This is a genomic window from Pseudoalteromonas piscicida, from assembly GCF_002744175.1.
Classification (GTDB): domain Bacteria; phylum Pseudomonadota; class Gammaproteobacteria; order Enterobacterales; family Alteromonadaceae; genus Pseudoalteromonas; species Pseudoalteromonas piscicida_B.
The window spans coordinates 1-22165 of sequence record NZ_NKHF01000050.1; the positions used below are offsets into that span (position 1 = coordinate 1).

17 protein-coding genes are annotated in these 22165 nt (G+C 44.3%); 11 read left to right on the top strand and 6 right to left on the bottom strand.

Features of this window, described 5'->3' with window-relative positions; all coding sequences use genetic code 11:
• Positions 1 to 793 precede the first annotated feature (793 nt).
• On the top strand, positions 794 to 3688 hold the full coding sequence (locus CEX98_RS11235) for a TonB-dependent receptor (RefSeq protein WP_099642161.1): 2895 nt from the start codon (positions 794 to 796) through the stop codon (positions 3686 to 3688).
• Between the two features lie 113 nt (positions 3689 to 3801).
• Here CEX98_RS11235 and CEX98_RS11240 read toward each other — a convergent pair whose 3' ends face one another.
• Positions 3802 to 4614: an AraC family transcriptional regulator gene (locus tag CEX98_RS11240; protein WP_099642162.1), complete on the bottom strand. Its 813-nt coding sequence runs from the start codon at positions 4612 to 4614 to the stop codon at positions 3802 to 3804.
• Positions 4615 to 4694: 80 nt separating this feature from the next.
• Here CEX98_RS11240 and CEX98_RS11245 point away from each other — a divergent pair, with 80 nt between their 5' ends.
• Complete coding sequence (locus CEX98_RS11245; RefSeq protein WP_099642163.1) at positions 4695 to 5867, top strand: MFS transporter; 1173 nt, start codon at positions 4695 to 4697, stop codon at positions 5865 to 5867.
• 38 nt (positions 5868 to 5905) lie between these two features.
• Here CEX98_RS11245 and CEX98_RS11250 read toward each other — a convergent pair whose 3' ends face one another.
• Positions 5906 to 6559 carry an XRE family transcriptional regulator gene (locus CEX98_RS11250; RefSeq protein ID WP_099642164.1) on the bottom strand — a complete coding sequence of 218 codons (654 nt, stop codon included), beginning with the start codon at positions 6557 to 6559 and terminating at the stop codon, positions 5906 to 5908.
• Positions 6560 to 6839: 280 nt separating this feature from the next.
• Between CEX98_RS11250 and CEX98_RS11255 the strand changes: the two genes are divergently transcribed.
• Positions 6840 to 8252 (top strand): glycosyl hydrolase family 18 protein, encoded by a 1413-nt coding sequence (locus tag CEX98_RS11255; protein ID WP_099642165.1) that lies wholly within the window; start codon positions 6840 to 6842, stop codon positions 8250 to 8252.
• A gap of 55 nt (positions 8253 to 8307) precedes the next feature.
• Here the strand turns inward: CEX98_RS11255 and CEX98_RS11260 are convergent, their stop codons facing one another.
• Positions 8308 to 10350: a glycoside hydrolase family 97 protein gene (locus CEX98_RS11260; protein WP_099642166.1), complete on the bottom strand. Its 2043-nt coding sequence runs from the start codon at positions 10348 to 10350 to the stop codon at positions 8308 to 8310.
• Positions 10351 to 10542: 192 nt separating this feature from the next.
• On the opposite strand from CEX98_RS11260, the gene CEX98_RS11265 reads away from it, so the two are divergent.
• Positions 10543 to 11190, top strand: coding sequence for a methylamine utilization protein (locus CEX98_RS11265; protein WP_099642167.1), 648 nt, complete (start codon positions 10543 to 10545; stop codon positions 11188 to 11190).
• The gene (locus CEX98_RS11270; protein WP_099642168.1) at positions 11171 to 12412 is read left to right on the top strand and encodes a hypothetical protein; all 1242 of its coding nucleotides are present in this window, start codon (positions 11171 to 11173) and stop codon (positions 12410 to 12412) included. Before CEX98_RS11265 ends, CEX98_RS11270 begins: the two co-directional genes overlap by 20 nt.
• Before the next feature lie 57 nt (positions 12413 to 12469).
• Here the strand turns inward: CEX98_RS11270 and sthA are convergent, their stop codons facing one another.
• Entirely contained in the window at positions 12470 to 13906 is a 1437-nt protein-coding gene (gene sthA / locus CEX98_RS11275) for a Si-specific NAD(P)(+) transhydrogenase (RefSeq protein ID WP_099642169.1), read from the bottom strand.
• Between the two features lie 35 nt (positions 13907 to 13941).
• Positions 13942 to 15069, bottom strand: a complete 1128-nt coding sequence (locus CEX98_RS11280; RefSeq protein WP_099642170.1) for an acyl-CoA desaturase — start codon at positions 15067 to 15069, stop codon at positions 13942 to 13944.
• A 125-nt stretch (positions 15070 to 15194) separates the two neighbouring features.
• On the opposite strand from CEX98_RS11280, the gene fabR reads away from it, so the two are divergent.
• From fabR to CEX98_RS11310, 6 genes are all read left to right on the top strand, one after another.
• Complete coding sequence (fabR, locus tag CEX98_RS11285; RefSeq protein ID WP_099642171.1) at positions 15195 to 15818, top strand: HTH-type transcriptional repressor FabR; 624 nt, start codon at positions 15195 to 15197, stop codon at positions 15816 to 15818.
• 377 nt (positions 15819 to 16195) lie between these two features.
• On the top strand, positions 16196 to 17743 hold the full coding sequence (leuA, locus tag CEX98_RS11290; RefSeq protein WP_099642172.1) for a 2-isopropylmalate synthase: 1548 nt from the start codon (positions 16196 to 16198) through the stop codon (positions 17741 to 17743).
• Positions 17740 to 18816, top strand: a complete 1077-nt coding sequence (gene leuB / locus CEX98_RS11295) for a 3-isopropylmalate dehydrogenase (protein WP_099642173.1) — start codon at positions 17740 to 17742, stop codon at positions 18814 to 18816. Before leuA ends, leuB begins: the two co-directional genes overlap by 4 nt.
• Positions 18817 to 18831: 15 nt before the next feature.
• On the top strand, positions 18832 to 20235 hold the full coding sequence (leuC, locus tag CEX98_RS11300) for a 3-isopropylmalate dehydratase large subunit (protein WP_099642174.1): 1404 nt from the start codon (positions 18832 to 18834) through the stop codon (positions 20233 to 20235).
• The gene (leuD, locus tag CEX98_RS11305; RefSeq protein WP_099642175.1) at positions 20232 to 20831 is read left to right on the top strand and encodes a 3-isopropylmalate dehydratase small subunit; all 600 of its coding nucleotides are present in this window, start codon (positions 20232 to 20234) and stop codon (positions 20829 to 20831) included. The genes leuC and leuD overlap by 4 nt, the downstream gene beginning before the upstream one ends.
• A gap of 77 nt (positions 20832 to 20908) precedes the next feature.
• Entirely contained in the window at positions 20909 to 21499 is a 591-nt protein-coding gene (locus tag CEX98_RS11310; RefSeq protein ID WP_099642176.1) for a hypothetical protein, read from the top strand.
• Positions 21500 to 21755: 256 nt separating this feature from the next.
• Here the strand turns inward: CEX98_RS11310 and CEX98_RS11315 are convergent, their stop codons facing one another.
• Positions 21756 to 22130, bottom strand: a complete 375-nt coding sequence (locus CEX98_RS11315) for a hypothetical protein (protein ID WP_099642177.1) — start codon at positions 22128 to 22130, stop codon at positions 21756 to 21758.
• Between the last annotated feature and the right edge of the window lie 35 nt (positions 22131 to 22165).

A 22165-nucleotide genomic window follows, 5' to 3' on the forward strand; every position in this document is an offset into this window, starting at 1 on the left:
CAGGAGGTGGTTCACCCGCCGATTTGTGTGCATACACATTCGAGTCGAAGACGCCAAAGATCAAAAAACACCTCGCGAGATAAACTCGCTCCTACCCCAGCCTCAGCATGGTAGGAGATGGTTCACCCGCCGAGCTAGCAAGAAGAACGAAAACATCCTACTTCGTAGCGAACTGAGTCAAATAAACGGCCAACGAAAAGTATTCATTCATCAACCCCGCTGAAGTAAAGCGGTGGCTTTTTTGCTATGTGCGGTTTAAAAAACCTCACTAGGTAAACTCGCTCCTACTCAACCTCCCACCATAGCGGCCGTGACGTGATAGCAATCTATCTTAATTTTTTCATCCTCTAAAACGCATATCAATTAAACGTTATGTGACTTTAATGAAGCCGTCACATCTTCAGAGTGTCTTCGTAGTTTTTACAGTTAAATGTAGTCACAACTAACTTCATGACAGTTCAATAAGGCTTAGCCCTGTTGTATAGGGAGGTGGAGTAGCTAATGGATTTTGCATCTCTTGTAACAGATAGAATGCTCTAAAATAAGTCCGAGCAGCCAGTCAGCGCTAGGTTGGTTACAGTTCTTAGCCTCATCTCGATAACGAATGATATTAATTGTTCTCAGCTTGTTATTACTGCTTTCTATTTTTTGGCTTTACAGATCTTGTGGTTATCTTATTAAAAGTAAAAAAATTCATGTTTTTTATAAAAAATCTTGATCTTTTCTTCGTAAAGAAATAGCTTATGTTGTTGCTTAATAGGGAACTAAGTACATAAAAAGAATAAGGTCATAAATGAATATAACAAATCTAATAACAAAACAAACTCCTGTGTTTTTTGCCGTAAGTTGTGCCATCGCGTCAACCTCAATGAATGTGCTTGCTGAACAAAGCTCTGGTATTGATGAAATAGAGAAAATCCAAGTAACAGGTTCTCGCATTTTAAGAGAAGGGGCGATTTCCCCTGCCCCAGTTACAGTTATCAGCGGTGAGGCATTATTATCCAGTGGTGTAACAAGCATCGGAGAAGCATTAAATGATATGCCTGCGTTAGCAAATACCTACTCCCTTGCAAATGCAGGAAGAAGTATTGGTACCGCAGGTCTCAGCTTACTTGACTTAAGAGGTATGGGTACTGCAAGAACACTGGTGTTGGTTGATGGTAAGCGCCATGTTTCAAGTAGCCCGGGCTCCGCATCTGTTGATGTTAATAATATTCCTTCAAATTGGATTGAGCGTGTTGAAATCATCACGGGTGGTGCATCTGCAGTATATGGTGCTGATGCTGTAACGGGTGTAGTTAACTTCATTTTGAAAAAGGACATTCAAGGTTTTGACTTAAGTGTGTCTAAGGGTACTGCTGCAGAAGGGCCGTATGAAAATGAAAAGTTCAGCCTATCTTATGGCCGAGACTTTGATGGTGGCAAAGGCAACGTAGGTATTTCAGTATCTCATGTGAGCCAAGATGGTATGAATGCTACCGACCGCGCTCAAACAAATAAGCTGATTAGCTCAATCACTAATCCTAATGATGGTGATATCGAAGGGGAAGATGGTAACTATATCCATGATGGGATTGCTGATAGGTTAACAATCACGAATGCAGGCTACTATGATGACTCCGTCAACGGTAACTTTTATCAGCAGGAAAATGGAGAGTTAGTGTGGTATACCTTTAACCCAGACGGCAGTGTTAGACCACAAAAACTAGGAACAACCTATGAAAATGACTGGGCAATTTGCTCTGGTGACTGTGATATTCTTGACTTAACTCGTTATGAAGAATTACAGCCAACGTTTGAAAATACAAACGTAAATATCAAAGCTAACTACGATATTACGTCAGATTTGAATGTATACGCCTCTGCAAAGTACACAAAATCTGAAGCAGATTCAATTGGCCAGCCATCGTATTTTGAGTATGGTGATAGTCATGGGACAGGCGCATTTGTGATCAAAAGAGATAATGCTTATATGCATGAGTCTTTAGCACAGTTGATGGATAGAAATGGCGTCGATGAATTTAAAATGCACCGTTTCATGGAGGACGCAGGTCGTCGCTATGAGCTGAATGAGCGTGAGACAACACGCTTTGTTGCAGGGCTGAGTGGCGTTGTAGCAGAGGATTGGGATTTTGAAGCGTCTGCTGTGTATGGTAAGACTGAGGTCATGCAGACCAATACGGGTAATACGATTAAAGCACGTATTAAGCAGTCAGCTGATGCTATTCGATTAGAAAATGGTGATATTGTTTGTCGTGATGAGCAAGCTCGTGCAGCAGGATGTGTACCAACAAGCATGTTCGGCTATGGTGCAGTGAGTGACGAAGCTGCAGCTTGGTTCAATACAACAAGTATCAGCAAGTCAGAGATTAAGCAAACAGTATTGAATGCCAATATCAGTAATAGCGGGTTATTTGAATTACCAGCAGGTTATGTGGGCATATCGTTTGGTCTAGAGTACCGAAAAGAAGAAAGTGATTCTTTCCCAGATGCCTTTGCAGCAACAGGTGCAACATTCTTGAATGCAATCCTAGAAGAGCATGGTGAATTCAATGTAAGAGAAGCCTTTTCTGAAATCTCGGTTCCATTACTTGCAGATATGACGCTAGTACAGGATTTATCATTAGATGTAGCTGTACGTTATGCTGATTACTCAACTATTGGAGATACCGTAAGCTGGAAAACGGGTTTAAACTGGACACTAACAGATGAGTTACGAGTTCGCACGACTAAGTCTAAAGCGATGCGAGCACCAAATATTTCGGAGTTATACGGGCCTCAAAGTGAGAACTTCTTTAGCAGAATCACTGACCCCTGTAAACGCGGTCAAGTTCAAGATGCGAACCGCAGAGCGAACTGTGATGCACTTGGTATCCCAGAAGATTTTGATGCAATTGCGACTGTTTCTTCCATACCGGGCGTACTTGGTGGTAACCCAGACCTCAAAGAAGAAGAATCTGATAGCTTTACATTTGGTGTAGTATATACGCCAGAAGCAATATCGGGCCTTTCAATAACGCTTGACTACTGGGAAATTGAGATTGAAGACGCAATTGATAATATCTCAGGCCAAGACATTCTTGATAAATGTGTTGATTCGTTAAGTGGTATTGATAACCAGTTCTGTGCGTTGGTGACACGAGATGAGGATGGAGAGTTAACAGGTATTCGTTCAATTACGCAAAACGTTGCTAAACAGAACGCGGAAGGGATAGATTTCGAGATTGGCTATGATTTTGACTTATTCGAAGGTCGTATGACTTCTAGCCTGATAGGTACCTATCTGAAGAGTCGTGAAGAATATCCTTTCCAGTCTGACTTATCAGACTCTGAAGAGTACGCAGGTACTACTGGTGAAGCAGAATGGCAAGCCATGGTATCACTTGGCTATAAAGTCAGTAACTGGCAGTTTAGCTCGAAAACACGTTACTTAGATGGAGTTAGCCTATATACCGATAAGGCTCTAAATAAAAACCCAGATCCTAGTAACATAATGAGCTATGGCAGCTACTTTATTACAGATATACGTGGTGGTTATCGTTTCGACAATGGCATTACGTTGGAACTTGGAGTTGATAACGTTTTTGATAGAGATTTACCAGGCTACACTAGGGGCACAGGTGCAAGTAGTGCAAGCTATGATAATATCGGACGGATGTATTACGGTGCCTTTACTTATCAATTTTAAATGTAGATCTTAGAGTTTTAAGAGATAGATCAAAAATGATAGCTTCAAAGGGTATGTAGTTGCATACCCTTTTGCTTTTTACTCAACTATCAATATATAAAGAGACAGCTCGCTCACTTTTTTAGATATTGTCCTGGTGGTTTTCCAAATACTTTCTTGAATGCGTTGCTAAACGCTGCGGTTGAGTCAAAACCTAAATACAGTGCTACTTGCTGCTGAGAGTGTCCATCCTTTAACGATTCGATTGCTTTGATAGCCCTTAACTTTTGACGCCAGTCGCTAAAACCCATCATAAAACACTTATGGAATAAGCGGTTTAGTGTGCGAGTTGATGCGCCAACCTGATCACTCCAAGCCTCTAAGCTTATTTTGCATCCCGGGTTAGTATGTAGCTCGGTCACAATAGGTAAGATCCGAGCATCTTGTGCACTTGGAATAAAAAAGTGGCACGTTGCAGCTGACGTTAATCTATCAATAAAAACATCGATAAATCGCTCAGCTTTGGCATCTAAATGGTAATCTTCGTGCCAAGTACAGATCTCCAAGATGAATTGCTTTAGTAGTTCATCCACAGCAATCAGCTTGGCTTTATTCCCGAGTAATTCAGTATATTTAGTATCAATATAAACACTACGAAAATCGCCACCATAGCGACAGTATGTTTCGTGAGGGAGGTTTGGTGGAAGCCATAGTGCTTGGTCAGGAGGGATCACGAATGTGCCTTCTGGGGTCACAATCGTGATCACGCCATTACTGGTATATGCAAGCTGTCCCCACTCATGCTGATGCTGCTGGACATGCTCCCACTCTTCTTTTTTTACGGCTCTAGGAAGAATTGGTCGACCAAGTGCTGGTTTTAAAAAGCGCTTTGACTTTGGCTGAATACGCCATGGAGAGCTTGTCTGTTTTGATAAATAGCTTGGCATAATTATGTATATCAGAAAGCATTATGTAGCCATATTATAGCCATAACCTTTTTATAGTTGTGCTTTATGTGGAGATGATCATGAAAAATGTTTCTCAAGGATGGCAAAGTCCTTTTAATTTTTTGGTACTTGCGACCATTATTATGGCGGTCACCTTTGCAGGTTGGATGGCGATGTTGAATAATTTCGCGATTGAAGCTGCTGATTTCAATGGTGCCAATATGGGGATGTTGCAATCTCTGCGGGAGATCCCTGGGTTTTTGGCATTCACTGCAGTATTTGTTTTATTGGTGTTGAAGGAGCAAACTTTCGCACTGATCAGCTTATGTTTGTTATCGCTCGGTGTTGCTATTACCGGCTTGCTCCCGACTATTTACGGCTTGTATGCCACCACAGTGTTAATGTCTATAGGCTTTCACTATTTTGAAACGCTAAACCAATCGCTCAGTTTGCAGTGGTTTAATAAGGATGAAGCGCCCGCCAAATTAGGCCTGTTGTTGTCAATTAAATCCATCGCTTCACTGATAACGTACGCAATAATTTGGTTAGGTTTTAGTTACCTTTCTGCGGATTACCAAGTCATGTATCTGCTTATTGGTGGTATGGGCTTTATTATTGCGTTATTTATGTTTGTTGGCTTTCCTACCTTCGAAATACACACCACACAACATAAAAAGCTGATCCTAAGAAAAGAGTACAGCTTATATTACGCCTTGATATTCTTCTCCGGTGCGAGGCGACAAATTTTTATGGTGTTTGCGGGCTTCTTAATGGTAGAAAAGTTTGGCTTTGATGTTGCGCAGATCACCGCACTGTACATGTTGAATCATTTGATAAACATATTTGTCGCCCCCAAGGTTGGTCAGATGATTGGGCATATCGGTGAGCGAAAAACACTTACAATTGAATATATTGGTCTGATTATTGTATTCATTGGTTATGCATTAGTTGAATCGGCAAGCTTCGCGGCAGCACTTTATGTGATTGATCATCTCTTTTTTGCCATGGCCATTGCATTGAAAACCTACTTCCAAAAAATAGCCCGACCCGAAGACATCGCTGCAACAGCGGGGGTGAGTTTTACCATTAACCATATTGCGGCAGTGGTGATCCCTGCAAGCTTTGGCATGGTGTGGCTATACGATCAGTCATTAGTATTTTATTTTGGTGCCGCACTTGCTGTGTGCTCTTTGCTACTAAGTCAATTTGTAAATATTGAAAAGGAGCAGGCCAAGCTTGCTAAATCAGTGTGATGCTAGTTCATCACACTGAAACATAACGCTAGCTCAGGTTAAATACTACGACCACACCAGACAACTCGTCCTGCGATACCATGACTGTCGGCATTCTCTGGTGTGATTTCCCAGCTCGGATAGCTTGGGTTATCACTGATCACTTTGAGCTGATTTTGCTTTTGTTGTACGCGCTTTGCCATCAAGCCATCTTCGGTTTGGACAATGTACACCGCATCTTTATTTGGCTGGTTTTGTGAAAGGTCTACGAGTACCATGTCACCGTCTAGCAGGGTTGGTTGCATACTATCACCACGAATAGAAACAAAAGCGAGTTTGTCAGAGTAAACGCCCAAATGAGAGTTAAGCCAGCGGCGATTCAGTGCGAATTGCTCAGTGATTTCCTCGTTACCAATAACGCTACCCATGCCAGCACTTGCCTCAATATCAAGTTTTGGAATGAGTGTGAGCTCATCTTTGAATTGGCCTTGCGGTTTATCTAAGGGCTGCTCTCCAGTTAGCAGCCAATTTAAATCAACGGAAAAGAGACTATATAGGTGTTCAAGGTAGACCATAGACGGGCGGCTTAAGCCGCGACAAATACGGTAAATATGGGAAGGGGATTTACCTGTCAGTTGGGCAAATTGGCGTTTATTACCGCCTGCAAATTGCTCGACTAAGGTTACAAATCGTCTTGAAAATGCCGTACTCATCTTTTAGTTATTCTCTTTAAAACGCCAAAAACCGCAAGGATACTGAGCTAAATCTTATCTGTACAGTCTTGCCGCACTAATTGGACACTTTATAAACGAGCAAAATCACGGATGTACGGATGCTGTAAAGAGAGAGGGGTTTTCTATTGTCATTAGACTAAGGTCGTAGCGAGTTGCATTGTACGAAATTTATCCATGCTGGTAGGCTAGAATCGCAAGTTAACATTTTTTTAAACTCGGCATGACTTGCTTTAGCCGACATACAACATGGATAAAGGTAATGAAATACACAAGCTTATTAATTGCACTTCCGCTCCTTGGCGCGATGGAAGTTGCACTGGCGGTAGACTGTAGCAACTTAACGCAATGGCAATCACAACAGGTATATACAGGTGGTGATGCTGTCACTTATCAGTCTTCTAAATACACCGCAAAGTGGTGGACACAAAATCAAAATCCTGCACAACACTCAGATACATACGATGTTTGGCAAGCAAACGGACGTTGTGATCCGGTCACGCCATTACCTCTGGTTGCGATCACTTCACCGAGTAGCAATGCACGAGTTGTCATTGGCTCTGACGTTAGCCTCGCTGCGACTGTAAGCCACCCACAAAACACTGCAATCGACAGTGTCGAATTTTACCTTGATGGTACATTGGTCGCTACGGATAACAGTGCCCCCTATGAGGTGATGTGGCAAGCACAGGGACTCGGTAATCGCGCATTAACTGTCTATGCAACTGATGTGTCTGGGGCGCGAGGAGAGTCGAGTGCGGTAAACTTCAGTGTCGTGTCTGACGATGTTCCACCTGGCGACCCTCATTTTAAAATTGTCGGCTACTTCCCAAGTTGGCAGGGGGCAGTAAGCGATATTCAATTTGATAAACTAACACATATTAATTACTCGTTTTTACTCCCTAATGCAGATGGCACACTCAGACCGCTCGAAAATTTAAGCAAAATGACAGCGCTAGTAAATTCGGCTCATGCCAATAATGTGAAGGTTGGCATCGCTATTGGTGGCTGGAATGGCGGTGATGATAGTGCATTTGAAACATTTGCTAGTTCAGAGCAAGGTCGAGCCCGTTTTGTGCAAGAAGTAATTGCTTTTGTAGAACAGCATAATTTAGATGGCGTGGATATGGACTGGGAATACCCAGATCCTGGAGCGTCGGCAGATAATTATGCATTACTGATGAAAGCCTTGAGTGTTGAGTTACGCGCGAGAGGCAAATTTTTGACAGCAGCAGTGGTGGCACTTGGGTATACCGGTGGTGGTGTGCTGGAGTCTGTGTTCCAAGATATCGACTTCTTAAATTTGATGGCGTATGACGCGAACAATGCTGATCATGCTTCAATGCAATACGCAAAAGATTCCATCGCTTACTGGCAAGGTCGTGGCCTTAGCAAAGAAAAGACGGTATTAGGTGTGCCATTTTATGCAAGACCTACGTGGAAGGCGTACCGTACCTTACTTCAAGAAAACGCCGCTAATGCATGTCGTGATAGTGATGGTAGTAGCTACTACAATGGTATTCCGACTATCCGCGCCAAAACGCAGTACGCTAAATTGAATGCGGGCGGTATTATGAATTGGGAGCTATCACACGACAGCAACGGTCCTGCATCATTGCTAACAGCAAAATGGGAAATAGCTAAAGGATTAACCCCTAGCTATCAGTGTCAGTAATACTCAGTGGTAATGTAGAACAGTGGCCGCCCTACAGAGGGTGACCACTTTATGTTTATAGCGCTTTAAAGCGAATAGCAACACCACCGCCAGGAGCCAGTTTTAACGTTAGTTTGTCGTTACTTGTGACTTGTTGACGATAAATGTTCATATCGTAAGGGTTTTGCTTCCACTCTGCGTTGTCACCGTCAGCATAGATTTGTGCTTCAAAGCGTTTACCAGCTTCAAGAAAGTCTAGTGAAATTGGGATCTCTCGTGCTTTCTCGTCTGTAACGGCACCTAGGAACCAATCATCACCGTTATATTGTTTGTGCTTACGTGCTTTACGAGCAAATACCACATAATCACCCACTTCTCCGTCCAACGCCATGCTCTGTTCCCAGTCAGTCGGTACGTCTTTAATAAACTGAAAGGCATCGGGTTTTGCTAGATAATTCTCTGGTAGATCAGCGGCCATTTGAATTGGGCTATACAGGACCACATAAAGTGCTAATTGCTTGGCTAGGGTGGTTTGTGGGCGGTTAGTTTTATCACCAAGGCCGTTAAAGCCCATGTCAAAAATACCCGGTGTAAAGTCCATAGGGCCTGCTAACATACGAGTAAACGCAAGCATAGGAACGTGTTCAGGTGGGTTTGGAGGAGTGCCCCACGCATTAAATTCTTGACCTCGCGCGCCTTCACGAGAAATCCAGTTTGGATAAGTACGGCGAAGTCCCGTGTCTTTGATAGGCTCATGTGTGTTAATACTGATCTTATGTTTAGCTGCCAGTTTAATGTTGTCTAAATATTCATTCACCATAAACTGCCCGTCATGCCACTCGAATCGAGCATTTCCTTGCGCATCAATGCGCTTGATGTTACCGCCATCTGCAACATATCCTGTTTTGACCTGACGTACCCCGGCTTTTTCATAGAGCGCAAAGGCATCTTCCATTTGATTGCGATAGTTACTGACATTGCCCGATGTTTCGTGATGACCAATCAAGCGAGCACCCACTTTTTCACCGTGCTTGGCTATTTCGTCAATATTGAAATCAGGATAGGCTTCGGTAAAACTAAAGACATCGCCATTGAAGAACCAGTCACCATCCCAACCAATATTCCAGCCTTCAACTAACACACCATCAAAGCCATTATCGGCAGCAAAGGTTAAGTATTCTTTAGTTCGCTCGGTCGTTGCACCGTGCTTTTCTCCACTTCCCCACGTGCTTTTATTAATGTGCATTTCCCACCAAATACCAATGTACTTACCCGGTTCAACCCAAGAAACATCGCCTAGTTTATTTGGCTCATTCAGGTTTAAAATAAGATGAGAATTAAGTAAGTCTGTAGCTTCACTCCCTATCTGTAGAGTGCGCCAAGGCGTATAGAACTTACCATTGGTCTTAACCGCAACCCCATCTGACCAAGGGGTTAAATCAGCAACAAATGTCCCTGGACGACGTTGATTTAACGTCATGCCCGCATAATCTATAAGTGCAGCTTCGTGCACACTGATATGCACACCATCTTGGTTTTTTAAGGTAAATGGGGTGTGTACATGAGCGGCGTCGTGCAATGGTGTGGTGTTATAGACATATTCATAGCGGTTCCATCCACGGGCAGGGATCCACCATGCGGTACTCTTGTCACTATCCGCAAAAGCGAATTCGGTGAGCTCTTTGGTAATATAAAGCGATTGGTTTTGCGCCACTTCGTAACGGAAACCCACACCATCATCAAATACCTTAACGCGCACGGTATATTGCGGCGATTTATCGGTCTGTTTAGCAAACGTGACGGCCAGCTCATTGTGTTTGTCTTGGATCACTCTTGCTTCACCCCAAGGTTGCTCCCAGCTGCTATCTACACTGTTACGATGATGTGTAGTAATCATTAATCCATCGCGCATCGATGCCGCTCTTGCAAAATCAAAACCAAGTTTTGAGGGATGAATAATTGTTTTGTCGTTAAAGCTTACTTGGTAGCTAGGCTGGCTATTATCATCACTTAGTGTGAAGGTAATGTTGCCATCGGGTGAGCTTACAGCTAAAGAAGCCGCGAAGCTTGTGCTAGTAAACAAACTTAAGCCAATCAGGGAAAATGACAGGGGGCGCATAGTGTTTCCTTTTTGTTGTCGACACGTATATTCGTGTTCTTTTACATATACGCTAAGCTTACTGTTGTATGCTAATGTTCACGTAAAAGTTGCATACGTATTCATCCTGTAAATGCGATGAACGTAATAATTATTCCGCTCGGTCTAGTATAGACAAGCAAAAATATAAAATAAGGATTGGTTGGACTGCCTATGCAAAAGCTCACTCTGCTGCGATGCATTGTCGTCGTATTCGCTATGCTCCAATTAAATATTGTTATGGCGCTGGAAATACAAGTGCTAGATAACGATAAACAACCATTAGAAAATGCGGCAGTTTGGCTTACAGGGAAAGGCACCGCAAAAGAGCAGCGCCAGCTTAGCTTTAAAATGGAGCAAAAAGATAAATCTTTTGTGCCACATATCCTCATAGTACAAGCGGGAGCTCAGGTCTCATTTCCAAACTTAGATCCTATTTTGCATCACGTGTACTCTTTTTCATCAACGAAGGCATTTGAACTCAAACTGTATCGGGACGATCCTAAACAGGTGTTATTTGATCAGCCCGGTATCGTCGAGCTCGGGTGCAATATTCACGATTGGATGTTGGGTTATATCGTTGTTGTTGATAGCCCTTTGTTTGCCGTAACCGATAAAAACGGCAAAGCAAACATCGACCTTGGCGCGACGCAGGTAGGTGAATTACAGCTACATGTTTGGCACGAGCGGTTTGAGAACCTTGAGCAAATAGAACAGCGTCAGTTCTCGGGGCTGAATAATACCAGTGCCATCACTTATCAAATAAAGCAAACGCTGATGGCTCCATTGCAGGACTTTTCTGATGACTTCGACGATTATTAAATTAACTTCCTTATTGGCGTTATTTGCCATTGGGGAAAGCGGTGCTGTTGAGGTTTCAGGGCATGGACAACTGCAAGCCATGTGGCAGCAGGACGATAATCGTAAAGCTTGGTATCAGCCAGGTTGGGGAGTTACTAGATTTGGCAAGGGAGAGTCCGACCTGATGCTGAGTCGCGGCGCGATTGATTGGCGTCTCGACTTTGACAGTGCGTGGTTTTTGCATGGCGTAATGCAGTATGTGCCAGACCCAGATGATAAGCTTGGGTTTACCGAGTTATATTTACAGTATCGTACGCTACCTAGTAATGGTCGTCGGTTCATCGTGCGCGTTGGTGGCTTCTATCCTAAGTTTTCCATTGAAAACCCAGATATCGGTTGGTCATCTCCGTATAATTATCAGTATTCTGCTATTAATGCTTGGGTCGGTGAAGAAGTACGTGTATTTGGCACTGAGATAGCCATAGAACAGCCATCGACCCGCCGCAGCAGAGGAAAGGGGTATAAAGGGGTGGCTGGCGTTTTTAAAGGTAATGACCCTGCGGGTACTTTGTTGGCATGGCGAGGGTTTACTGTACACGATAGGCAGTCGGTATTTAATGAAAGCATACCATTTGCCGCAGTTGAGTCGTTAAATACGCCACAACTACAGCATCAAGCGCAGTATGTGGAACCATTTACTGAAATAGATGGCCGTTTTGGCTATTACCTTGGGTATCATCATGACTTCTCGACCCGCAGTGCGGTCAATGTATATTGGTATGACAATAATGGTGATCCAAGCAAAGTTAACTATCGCACAGGCCAGTATGCGTGGGATACTAAATTCATTAGTGCCGCTTGGCGTTATAAGTTAACAGTAAAAATACAGTTACTGCTCCAAGGGATGGCAGGTAATACAGCAATGGGAGCTAATCGTGGTGTCGATAATGACTTTAATAGTTGGTTTTTGTTGTTAACTCATAAGCACAATGCATGGCGTTTTAGTGTGCGAGCGGAGCAATTTAAGGTCATTGATAAAGACGACTGGCAGTTTGATCCAAACCAAAGCCATGGTCATGCCTTCACAGCGACGGCAAAATATCAGATTAATTCGAATTGGTTAGTTGGTGTTGAGTGGTTGGATCTCAAAACGACAGTCGCGAATCGTGACGCCTTTAACGGGAAACCCAAGCAAACGGACCGTGTTTGGCGCCTCAGTGCAGAATATCGCTTTACCTTATAGTAAAAGTGACGCACCTGCGTCACTTTTATTTATATCTAAGCTTGGATTGTTTTAGCTTTAATCTAGCAGGCGGTTAACCCCATTAAGCGCAGCCACACGATAGGCTTCTGCCATGGTTGGGTAGTTAAACGTGGTATTAATAAAGTATTCCACATTATTACCAGAGCCCTTTTGTTCCATAATGGCTTGGCCGATATGGATAATCTCCGATGCTCGCTCACCGAAGCAGTGAATACCGAGTATTTCTTTGGTTTCAGCATGGAATAGAATTTTTAAGCTGCCAACTTCAGTGCCCGTTATCTGAGCGCGTGCAAGGTGTTTAAATTGCGCACGCCCTACTTCATAAGGAATGCGAGCTGCGGTGAGCTCTTGCTCTGTTTTTCCCACTGAGCTCATTTCAGGAATGGTGTAAATTCCCGTTGGAATATCGGTGATAAGGCGCTCATCACATGCGCCATGAACGATGGCATTTGCGGCAATTCGACCTTGGTCAAATGCAGCACTGGCAAGGCTTGGGTAACCAATTACATCTCCCACAGCAAAAATGTTATCCACTTCGGTTTGGTAGTGTTCATTGACCTTGAGTTGGCCGCGACTATCGGCCTTTAAACCAACCTTATCAAGGTTTAAGGTTTCCGTATTTCCTGAGCGGCCATTGGCCCATAAAATACAATCTGCGCGCACCTTTTTACCTGACTGAAGGTGAACAATTACTCCTTTGTCATGGGTTTCTACCTTGGCAAACTCTTCATTATGGCGAATAACAATCCCATTGTTCCAAAAGTGATAACTGAGAGCGTCAGAGATCTCGGCATCCATAAAGGCCAATAGGCGGTCGCGAGTATTGATAAGGTCAACTTTCGCGCCCAGTCCCTTAAAGATCGAGGCATATTCACATCCGATCACCCCAGCGCCGTATATCAACACGCGTTGAGGATTATGTTCTAAACTTAAAATTGTATCACTGTCATAGACGCGAGGGTGATTAAAGTCTACGCCTGGTGGACGATATGGTCTTGACCCTGTCGCAATTACGATGGTTTGAGCCGTCAACAACTCTTGCGAACCATCTTGATGGATCACTTGCACGGTATGTGCATCAACGAAACTGGCATCGCCTTGGAATAAGTGAATGCGATTGCGGCCATAAAAACTAGAGCGTAGCGTCGACTGCTTTGAGATCACATCACTGGCATGATGGAGAATATCTTGAAAGGTATGACGTTGTGGGCGCTCAGTAAAACGATAAAGTGGATTCGCTTTATACTCAATTAAACGGCTTACAGAGTGGCGGAGTGCTTTAGAAGGAATAGTACCCCAGTGAACACAGCCTCCACCCACGGCGTGTTGGCGCTCAATTACTGCGACTTTTTTACCGCTTTTGGAGAGGTTCATGGCGGCGCCTTCGCCGCCAGGCCCAGTGCCTATGATAATGGCATCGTATTGATAGGATTCTGGAATTGTATCGGTTTTTTCTGCAGCTTTTTTGCTCACGGCCTCACCCCTTAAGTTGTTGAGGCCGCTGAATATTATGCTGTTTTCAGTAGCCTCGAATTTAGTGCAATCCAAGCTTGTTTTTGGGTTTCCCAAGCTTGTTCTAGCTCCTTATATTGTTGCATCAATGCTGAATGTTCGCATTGTGCCAATACGGCTTCTTTTTTCGCCTCAAGTACCTGCTTTTGCACGGTACAATAATTTTGGAGCTTTTTAAGAAGCAAATCATACTCTTGTTGTAACAATGTAAGCTTATCTTGCGCTAAAGGCAATTTTGCGAGGCTGACTTTAGTCTTATTCATCAAGGTCTCAGCTTTGGCTTTTTCAATCCGCTCGACTGGCGTACGCTTTAGTTTACTCGCCAGACCCAATGCGGCAAAAGTACGGATCAGCCACTTGGTAGGGTCATAGTGATACCAGCGAATACCGTTGCGGTAATCACTTGCAAAAATATGGTGAAAATTATGGTAGCCCTCACCATAGGTAAATAATGCCAATAAACCATTATCTCTGGCTGTGTTTTTTTCTGTATAGGGGCGGCTTCCCCAAATGTGGGCAAGTGAATTGATAAAAAAAGTGAAGTGTTGACTTAATACTAGCCTGAGCACACCAGCTAACAACAACATGCCTACTACATTACCTAGCAATAGTCCAAGCAGCAAAGGAATACCAATATTGGTCAATAACACTAACTTCATATAATGCTTGTGTTGCCACATCACAATGCGGTTGCGCTGTAAGTCTCTGGCGTTGCTGTAGTCGCCATAGGTATCCCCCTGATAATCTCTTAGCATCCAGCCAATGTGGCTATACCAAAAGCCTCGTGTGGCGGCATAAGGATCTTTGATGGGATCATCGACCTGGCCGTGGTGAATACGATGGTCACTACTCCAATGTAGAGCACTATTTTGCAGTGCAAATGCTCCACCTAGCGCAAAAACAACCTGAATAACGGGGTGCGCATCATAAGCTTTGTGCGCCCACAAGCGGTGGTAGCCTGCGGTGATTGAAAGGCCGGCATAAAACATACAGGCAACAAAAGCTACCCAGTGGCTGGTGGTATAACCGTACTCAAAGCCATACCAAGGAACCAAAGTAATAGCTGCTAAAAATGACAAGCTAAAGAACAGTACATTGGTCCATAAAATGGGGGGTTTTTTCATCAAGTAATCTCAAAATCTAATTTCAGCGTACAACTGTACGCTAAAATAGTATTTCATTCTTGCCGCGTCAAGGTTTAGACTGCAGTTTATTGTTCTAATTTTTCGAAGCGAATTGGGGAAAGTCCATGGCTGGCGTGCGTGCCCAACAAAAACAGAAGACCCGTCAAGCGCTTATCGAAGCGGCATTTAATCAATTGAGTGCGGAGCATAGTTTCTCAAATTTGAGCTTGCGAGAAGTGGCGCGAGAAGCGGGTATTGCACCCACTTCGTTTTATCGTCACTTTAAGGATATGAACGAGCTCGGGCTGACAATGGTAGATGAAGCGGGGCTAACGCTCAGGCAGTTAATGCGGCAAGCGCGTCGCAGAATCGCCAAAGGAGGCAGTGTCATCAATACTTCGGTGCACACCTTTATGGAATTTATTGAGCAGTCGAGCAACCAGTTTCGCTTGCTACTTCGTGAGCGTTCAGGCACTTCACCTGCGTTTCGTGCTGCTGTTGCCAGAGAGATTAAACACTTTATTTTAGAGTTGGCCCATTATCTCGAAACGGAAACCGGCGTGGATACACACCATGCGCATATGCAAGCTGAGGCGATGGTGACACTGGTGTTTAGTTCTGGTGCTGAAGCATTGGATCAAGAACCACAGCAACGGGCAGAACTCACCGAACGGTTAAAATGGCAGCTAAGGTACATTGCCAAGGGCGCCTCTGGTTATGCCAAACACCCAGAACCACCAAAAAAATAGCCTAATTTAGGCTATTTTTTTACTAGTAATTAAAATTCAAAATAACCTTGCTCAATTCATATCCTATCTGTGTTCTCTGCTTTATGTGAATTTTATTTTCATAATATAACTTACGCCTGAGTAAATATTCCATCATGAGGGCCGGTGTATGTTGTTTTTGGGATAAATTATGCTTGATTGTCTCTTTTGAAGCATGCTAAAACATAACCAATTCATCAACAGGAACACTTAGCTCAATGAAAAATATGCTGCGTATTTCACTCCTTCTTAACCTCCTACTGGTAAACCAGAGGGGTGGGGTGTAATTGCGCAAATTGAGCGACACTTACTGTAGACACCCCGCATTTGCGGGGTTTTTTTTGGCTGAGGATAAGGGTATGCAAGACAAAGTTTGGATTTTCGATACAACGTTAAGGGATGGTGAGCAGGCATTAAAGGCCAGCTTAACAGAAGAAGATAAAATACAACTGGCGCATACCATTAGTCGTCTCAATGTGGATGTCATGGAAGTTGGTTTCCCGGTATCTAGCCCTGCCGACTTTCGAGCAGTGCAACGAATTGCTACAGAAGTGAAAGGTCCTGCAATTTGTGGACTGGCGCGAGCGGTTAGCAAAGACATTGACGCCTGTGGTGAAGCATTAAAAGGGGCTGAGCAACGACGCATCCATACCTTTATCGCGACCAGCCCATTGCATTTAGAGCATAAGTTAAGAATGAGTCTAGATGATGCTACCCAAATGGCGGTAAAAGCGATCACTCAAGCCAGAAAATACACTGATGATGTTGAATTTTCATGTGAGGATGCAGGCCGCACGCCTTACCCAGATCTTTGCCGCATTGTTGAGGCTGCAATTAGTGCGGGTGCATCCACGATTAACCTTCCGGATACCGTAGGTTACGTTACGCCAGATGAATATGCCGCGATGATTTATCATATTCGCAATAATGTGCCTAACATCGACAAAGCCAGATTAAGCGTCCATTGTCATAATGATTTAGGACTTGCTGTGGCAAACTCAATTGCAGCAGTGCAAGCCGGTGCAAGACAAATAGAATGCACGATAAATGGCATTGGTGAACGTGCAGGTAACTGTTCACTCGAAGAAGTGGCAATGATAATGAAGATGCGCCAAGACCATTTAAAGGTCCATACTGATATTCGTAGCGAAGAAATTTATCGAGCCTCTCGTCAAGTATCAAAAATTTGTAATATGCCGGTGCAGCCAAACAAGGCGATTGTTGGCGAAAATGCCTTTGCGCACAGTTCAGGTATTCACCAAGATGGTGTCTTAAAAGCGCAAAATACCTATGAAATTATGGCACCAGAAACGGTTGGTGTGCCAAGTAACCAGTTAAATATGACTTCACGCTCAGGAAGACATGTTATTGAACATCGCCTTGCTGAACTAGGCTATCAGAAATCGGATTATGATATGGATAGCCTGTATGAAAGCTTCTTAGCGTTAGCCGACCAAAAAGGAACGGTTTACGATTACGACCTAGAAGCGATGATTTATTTCAACCAAATTCAAGACAAAGACGAGCACTATCAGCTGCAGTTTGTGAATGCGTCTTCTAATTCTCAATCGATCGCGAGTGCGACTGTGGGCATTGCTCAAAATGGTGAGCTTAAACAAGAAGCTGCAACTGGCAACGGCCCCGTGGAGGCGGCATTCTTGGCCATCGAACGTATCACAGGCATGGCAGTGGAAGTGGTGGAGTATAACTTAGATGCGACCGGTAAAGGCGCAAGCTCACTTGGTCAAGTCGATATTATTGCCAAGTTTGATGGCAAGCGATACCACGGTGTGGGGTTGGCAGCCGACATCGTGGAAGCGTCGGTGAGAGCCATGATCCGAGTCTATAACCTAATCGATAGAGCACAAAAAGTGTCTAGCCTAAAACAACAAAGGAAAGCAGGATGAGTCAAGCAAACTACAAAATCGCAGTACTAGCCGGAGACGGAATTGGTCCCGAAGTGATGCAAGCCGCAGAGCTGGTATTAGATAAAGTGGCGACTAAGTTCAACTTTGCTTTAGAAAAGTCACCGCAGGCGATTGGCGGCGCGGCCATAGATCAATATGGTGAAGCCTTGCCAGCAGCAACACTAGCCGCATGTGAAGCCGCAGATGCCATTTTATTTGGCTCTGTGGGTGGTCCAAAGTGGGAGCACTTACCACCTAACGAGCAACCTGAGCGTGCTTCCCTACTACCTCTGAGAAAGCACTTTCAGCTATTTTGTAATCTACGTCCCGCGCAGCTATTACCAGCATTGAGTGCAGCTTCGCCGTTACGTAGTGATATTAGCCAACAAGGTTTCGATATTTTGTGTGTCCGTGAGCTAACCGGTGGTATTTATTTTGGTGAAAAAGGTCGTCAAGGTGAGGGCGAAAGCGAGTCGGCATTCGATACTCAAACCTATTCCCGTAAAGAGATTGAGCGCATTGCTCGCTTTGCTTTCGATGCCGCAAGACTAAGAAGCAATCATGTTACCTCTGTAGATAAAGCCAATGTATTGGCAACCAGTGTACTGTGGCGTGAAGTGGTAAATGAGGTCGCCAAAGCATATCCAGATGTGACACTTGATCATATTTATATCGACAATGCAGCGATGCAACTTGTAAAGCAACCAAACCAATTTGATGTATTGCTGTGCGATAACCTCTTCGGTGACATTCTTTCCGATGAGTGCGCCATGATCACAGGTTCTATGGGGTTGCTCCCGTCGGCAAGTCTCAATCAATCTGGTTTTGGGTTGTATGAGCCAGCTGGTGGTTCTGCGCCAGATATCGCCGGTAAAGGTGTTGCTAACCCAATTGCACAAATTTTAAGTGCCGCGCTGATGCTACGTTATTCACTGGGGCAAGACGAAGCCGCGCGGGCAATTGAAAAGGCAGTAGCAGAAGCGGTGAAAGATGGCGTAGGTACGCCAGATATTTATCCCCAAGCTGGGTTCACGACTATGGATGTCGCACAAGCGATCGTCGACAGGGTTTAATAAGGGTAAGAGCAAGTGGCAAAAACATTATATGATAAAATTTGGCAATCCCATGTGGTAGCCAAGTTAAATGAGCAAACCGATCTATTATATATCGACCGTCATCTAGTCCATGAAGTGACTTCACCGCAGGCGTTTGCGGGTTTGAGAGAGAAAAACCGTCCAGTACGCTGTCCAGAGAAAACCATTGCGACAATGGACCATAATGTATCGACTAAAAGTCGCTCGATTGATGCGGCCAGTGAAGTGAGCAAAAATCAGCTGCAAGCATTGGCGCAAAACTGTGAAGAGTTTGGGATTGTTCTATACGACTTAAACTCCATTAATCAGGGCATAGTCCACGTCATGGGGCCGGAACAAGGGATCACTTTGCCAGGTACAACCATTGTATGTGGCGACAGCCATACTTCAACGCATGGTGCATTTGGGGCGTTAGCTCATGGGATCGGCACGTCAGAAGTTGAGCATGTGTTGGCCACACAAACACTACAACAGAAAAAAGCTAAATCGTTAAAAATTCAAGTGAATGGCGTATTGCGCCCGACCGTAACTGCAAAAGACTTAATTCTTGCGGTAATAGGTAAATTAGGTACTGCTGGTGGGACTGGGTATGTGGCTGAGTTTTGTGGCTCAGGGATCGAAGCGTTGTCGATGGAAGCACGGATGACGCTCTGTAATATGAGCATTGAAATGGGCGCTAAAGCTGGGCTGATAGCACCTGATGAGAAGACATTTGAGTATCTACGCGGGCGCCCATTTGCACCCCAAGGGGAAGAATTTGACGCTGCGGTGCGCTACTGGCAAACCCTACATAGCGACCCTGATGCTGAGTTTGATCGTGTGGTTGAGCTAGATGCCGACAGCGTGCAACCTCAAGTAACTTGGGGAACTAGTCCTGAGCAAGTGATTGGCATTAATGACTTGGTGCCGAACCCTGATGACGAACCAAACCTAGTCAAAGCTGATGCAATGCGAAGCGCGCTGAAATATATGGGCTTAACTGCAGGGCAAAGACTGAGTGATGCTAAGGTAGACACTGTATTCATTGGCTCTTGCACAAATAGTCGCATTGAAGACTTGCGGGCCGCAGCACACGTAGTTGCAGGGAAACGTGTTGCAACTGGGGTTGAAGCATTGATTGTGCCTGGTTCTGGATTGGTGAAACAGCAAGCGGAACAAGAGGGTTTAGCTGAGATTTTTAAGGCCGCGGGATTTGAGTGGCGCGAACCTGGCTGCTCTATGTGTTTGGCGATGAATGACGATCGTCTTGGCGCGGAAAAACGCTGTGCTTCGACTTCAAACCGTAATTTCGAAGGACGTCAAGGGCGAGGCGGGCGCACGCATCTTGTGAGCCCCGCGATGGCTGCCGCCGCTGCAATTGCGGGTCACTTTACCGATATTCGAGGAGAAGCGTTATGAGCGTGTTTCATCAGGGCTTAGTTGCACCATTAGACAAAAATAATGTCGATACAGACCAAATCATTCCCAAGCAGTTTCTGACCTCAACCAGTCGCGATGGCTTTGATAAAGCACTTTTCTATGATTGGCGTTATCTTGACGACGGTCAGCCGGATCCGAACTTTGTGCTGAACTATTCGCAATATCAAGGCGCCTCTATTTTATTAACGCGTGATAACTTTGGTTGTGGCTCTTCTCGTGAGCACGCTCCTTGGGCGTTAAAACAATACGGTTTTACGGTGATTTTAGCCGAGAGCTTTGCCGACATTTTCTTCAATAACTGTGGTAATAACCAAATGCTTTGTATTGCTTTACCAGCAAGTACCCTAGATACGCTGTTTGAGGCATGCGAGCAACAGCCCCTAGTGCATGTAAGTATCGACTTAGAAGCACAAACAATAAGTGGAGCTGGTATTGCAACGATTGATTTTGAGGTGCGCGAAGATATCAAATCACGCTTATTGAGTGGCCTTGATTTTATTGGTGAAACGGAATTATTAAACGCGCAAATCGACGCATTCGAGCAACAACTTGCTCAGGCTCGACCTTGGCAATAATGTCACTTGGTCGAATAACTTTGCCATAAAGCCAGAAGCTGATTAAGCTCTGGCTTTATTTGTTTAAGGTGTTTCCAATGAAAAAACTGACTTTAGCGCTGCTTGCAACAGTGAGTTGTGCCGCGTTCGCTCGTCCAGCCCCTTTGGTTTCTATTCCAAGTCATGATGCTTTTTTTGACGCTATTAAAGCGCACTGTGGTAAAGCTTATGAAGGTAAAGTGACGGTAGATAATCAAGGTCCAAGTAGCTTTAGTGAAGCGCGTTTGGTGATGCATGTTCGCCGATGCAACGATACCGAGTTGCAAGTTCCATTTCACGTTGGAAAAGATGCCTCACGAACTTGGATCATTACCAAGACTGGCAGTGGCTTAAGCTTAAAGCACGACCATCGTCATGAAGACGGTAGCGATGACACATCTACTATGTACGGTGGTCACACTCTAGATGCGGGATACGGCACCATGCAGTCGTTTCCTGCTGATGAATATTCTAAGCAGCTTTTTGTTGAACAAGGGATCCCACAATCTGTTGGAAATACTTGGCAAATGTATATTTACCCTGAGAAGTTTACTTATCGCTTGGTACGTGAAGGACGAGAGTTCCGTGTGGATTTTGATTTAACCGAACCTGTCACCGCACCAAAAGCGCCATGGGGATACAAAGACTGAGTTCAGCGCTGAGCAGTAACCAGGCGAATATAAAGTGTGTGACTATTTAAGAGCTTCGGATAATTAATACTTTTCTGGCAGCCAATTTTAGCCCAGCTATAGGTGCGTAAATTCGCCTTGCCTACAAGGATGTAGGTACTAGGGCGGTAGCTGGACGCGAGAGCGGAGTTATCCCCAAAACGCTTTGGCTAGATAAGGAAATAATGTAATGTGATTTTAAAAAATAAGTTAGCTCATTTCTTATCTAAGCCTCAGGCTATTTAGCGACACACTTTACCTCTACCGTTAAGTCATTTTGGTAAGGCCTTGGCTCTAGTGGTAGTTTGTCAAATTCTTGCACACCACTGAGTAAAGTCAGTTGTGGGTGACTGCCTTGGCAGAGGCGTTTAGCATGGCGCAACAAAAATACACTTTGTTGCCTAAAGTGGGTATAACTATCGGGCTTAATTGCGAGTCTGTACAAGTCATCGTTATAAGTGATTTGTTCGTAATGGACCTTGTGGTCAAAGTCATAGTGCTTTTCAGGTTCGCCTTTGGGCACTGGGGTGTATTGACAAGCGCTGAGCAGGGCTGCACTCGCGATAAGGGAACTTAGCTTTAACACATTCGGTCTCAATGATAACTTAGGCATAACCGTCCTTTTAATCTGCTACCTTATTATTATAT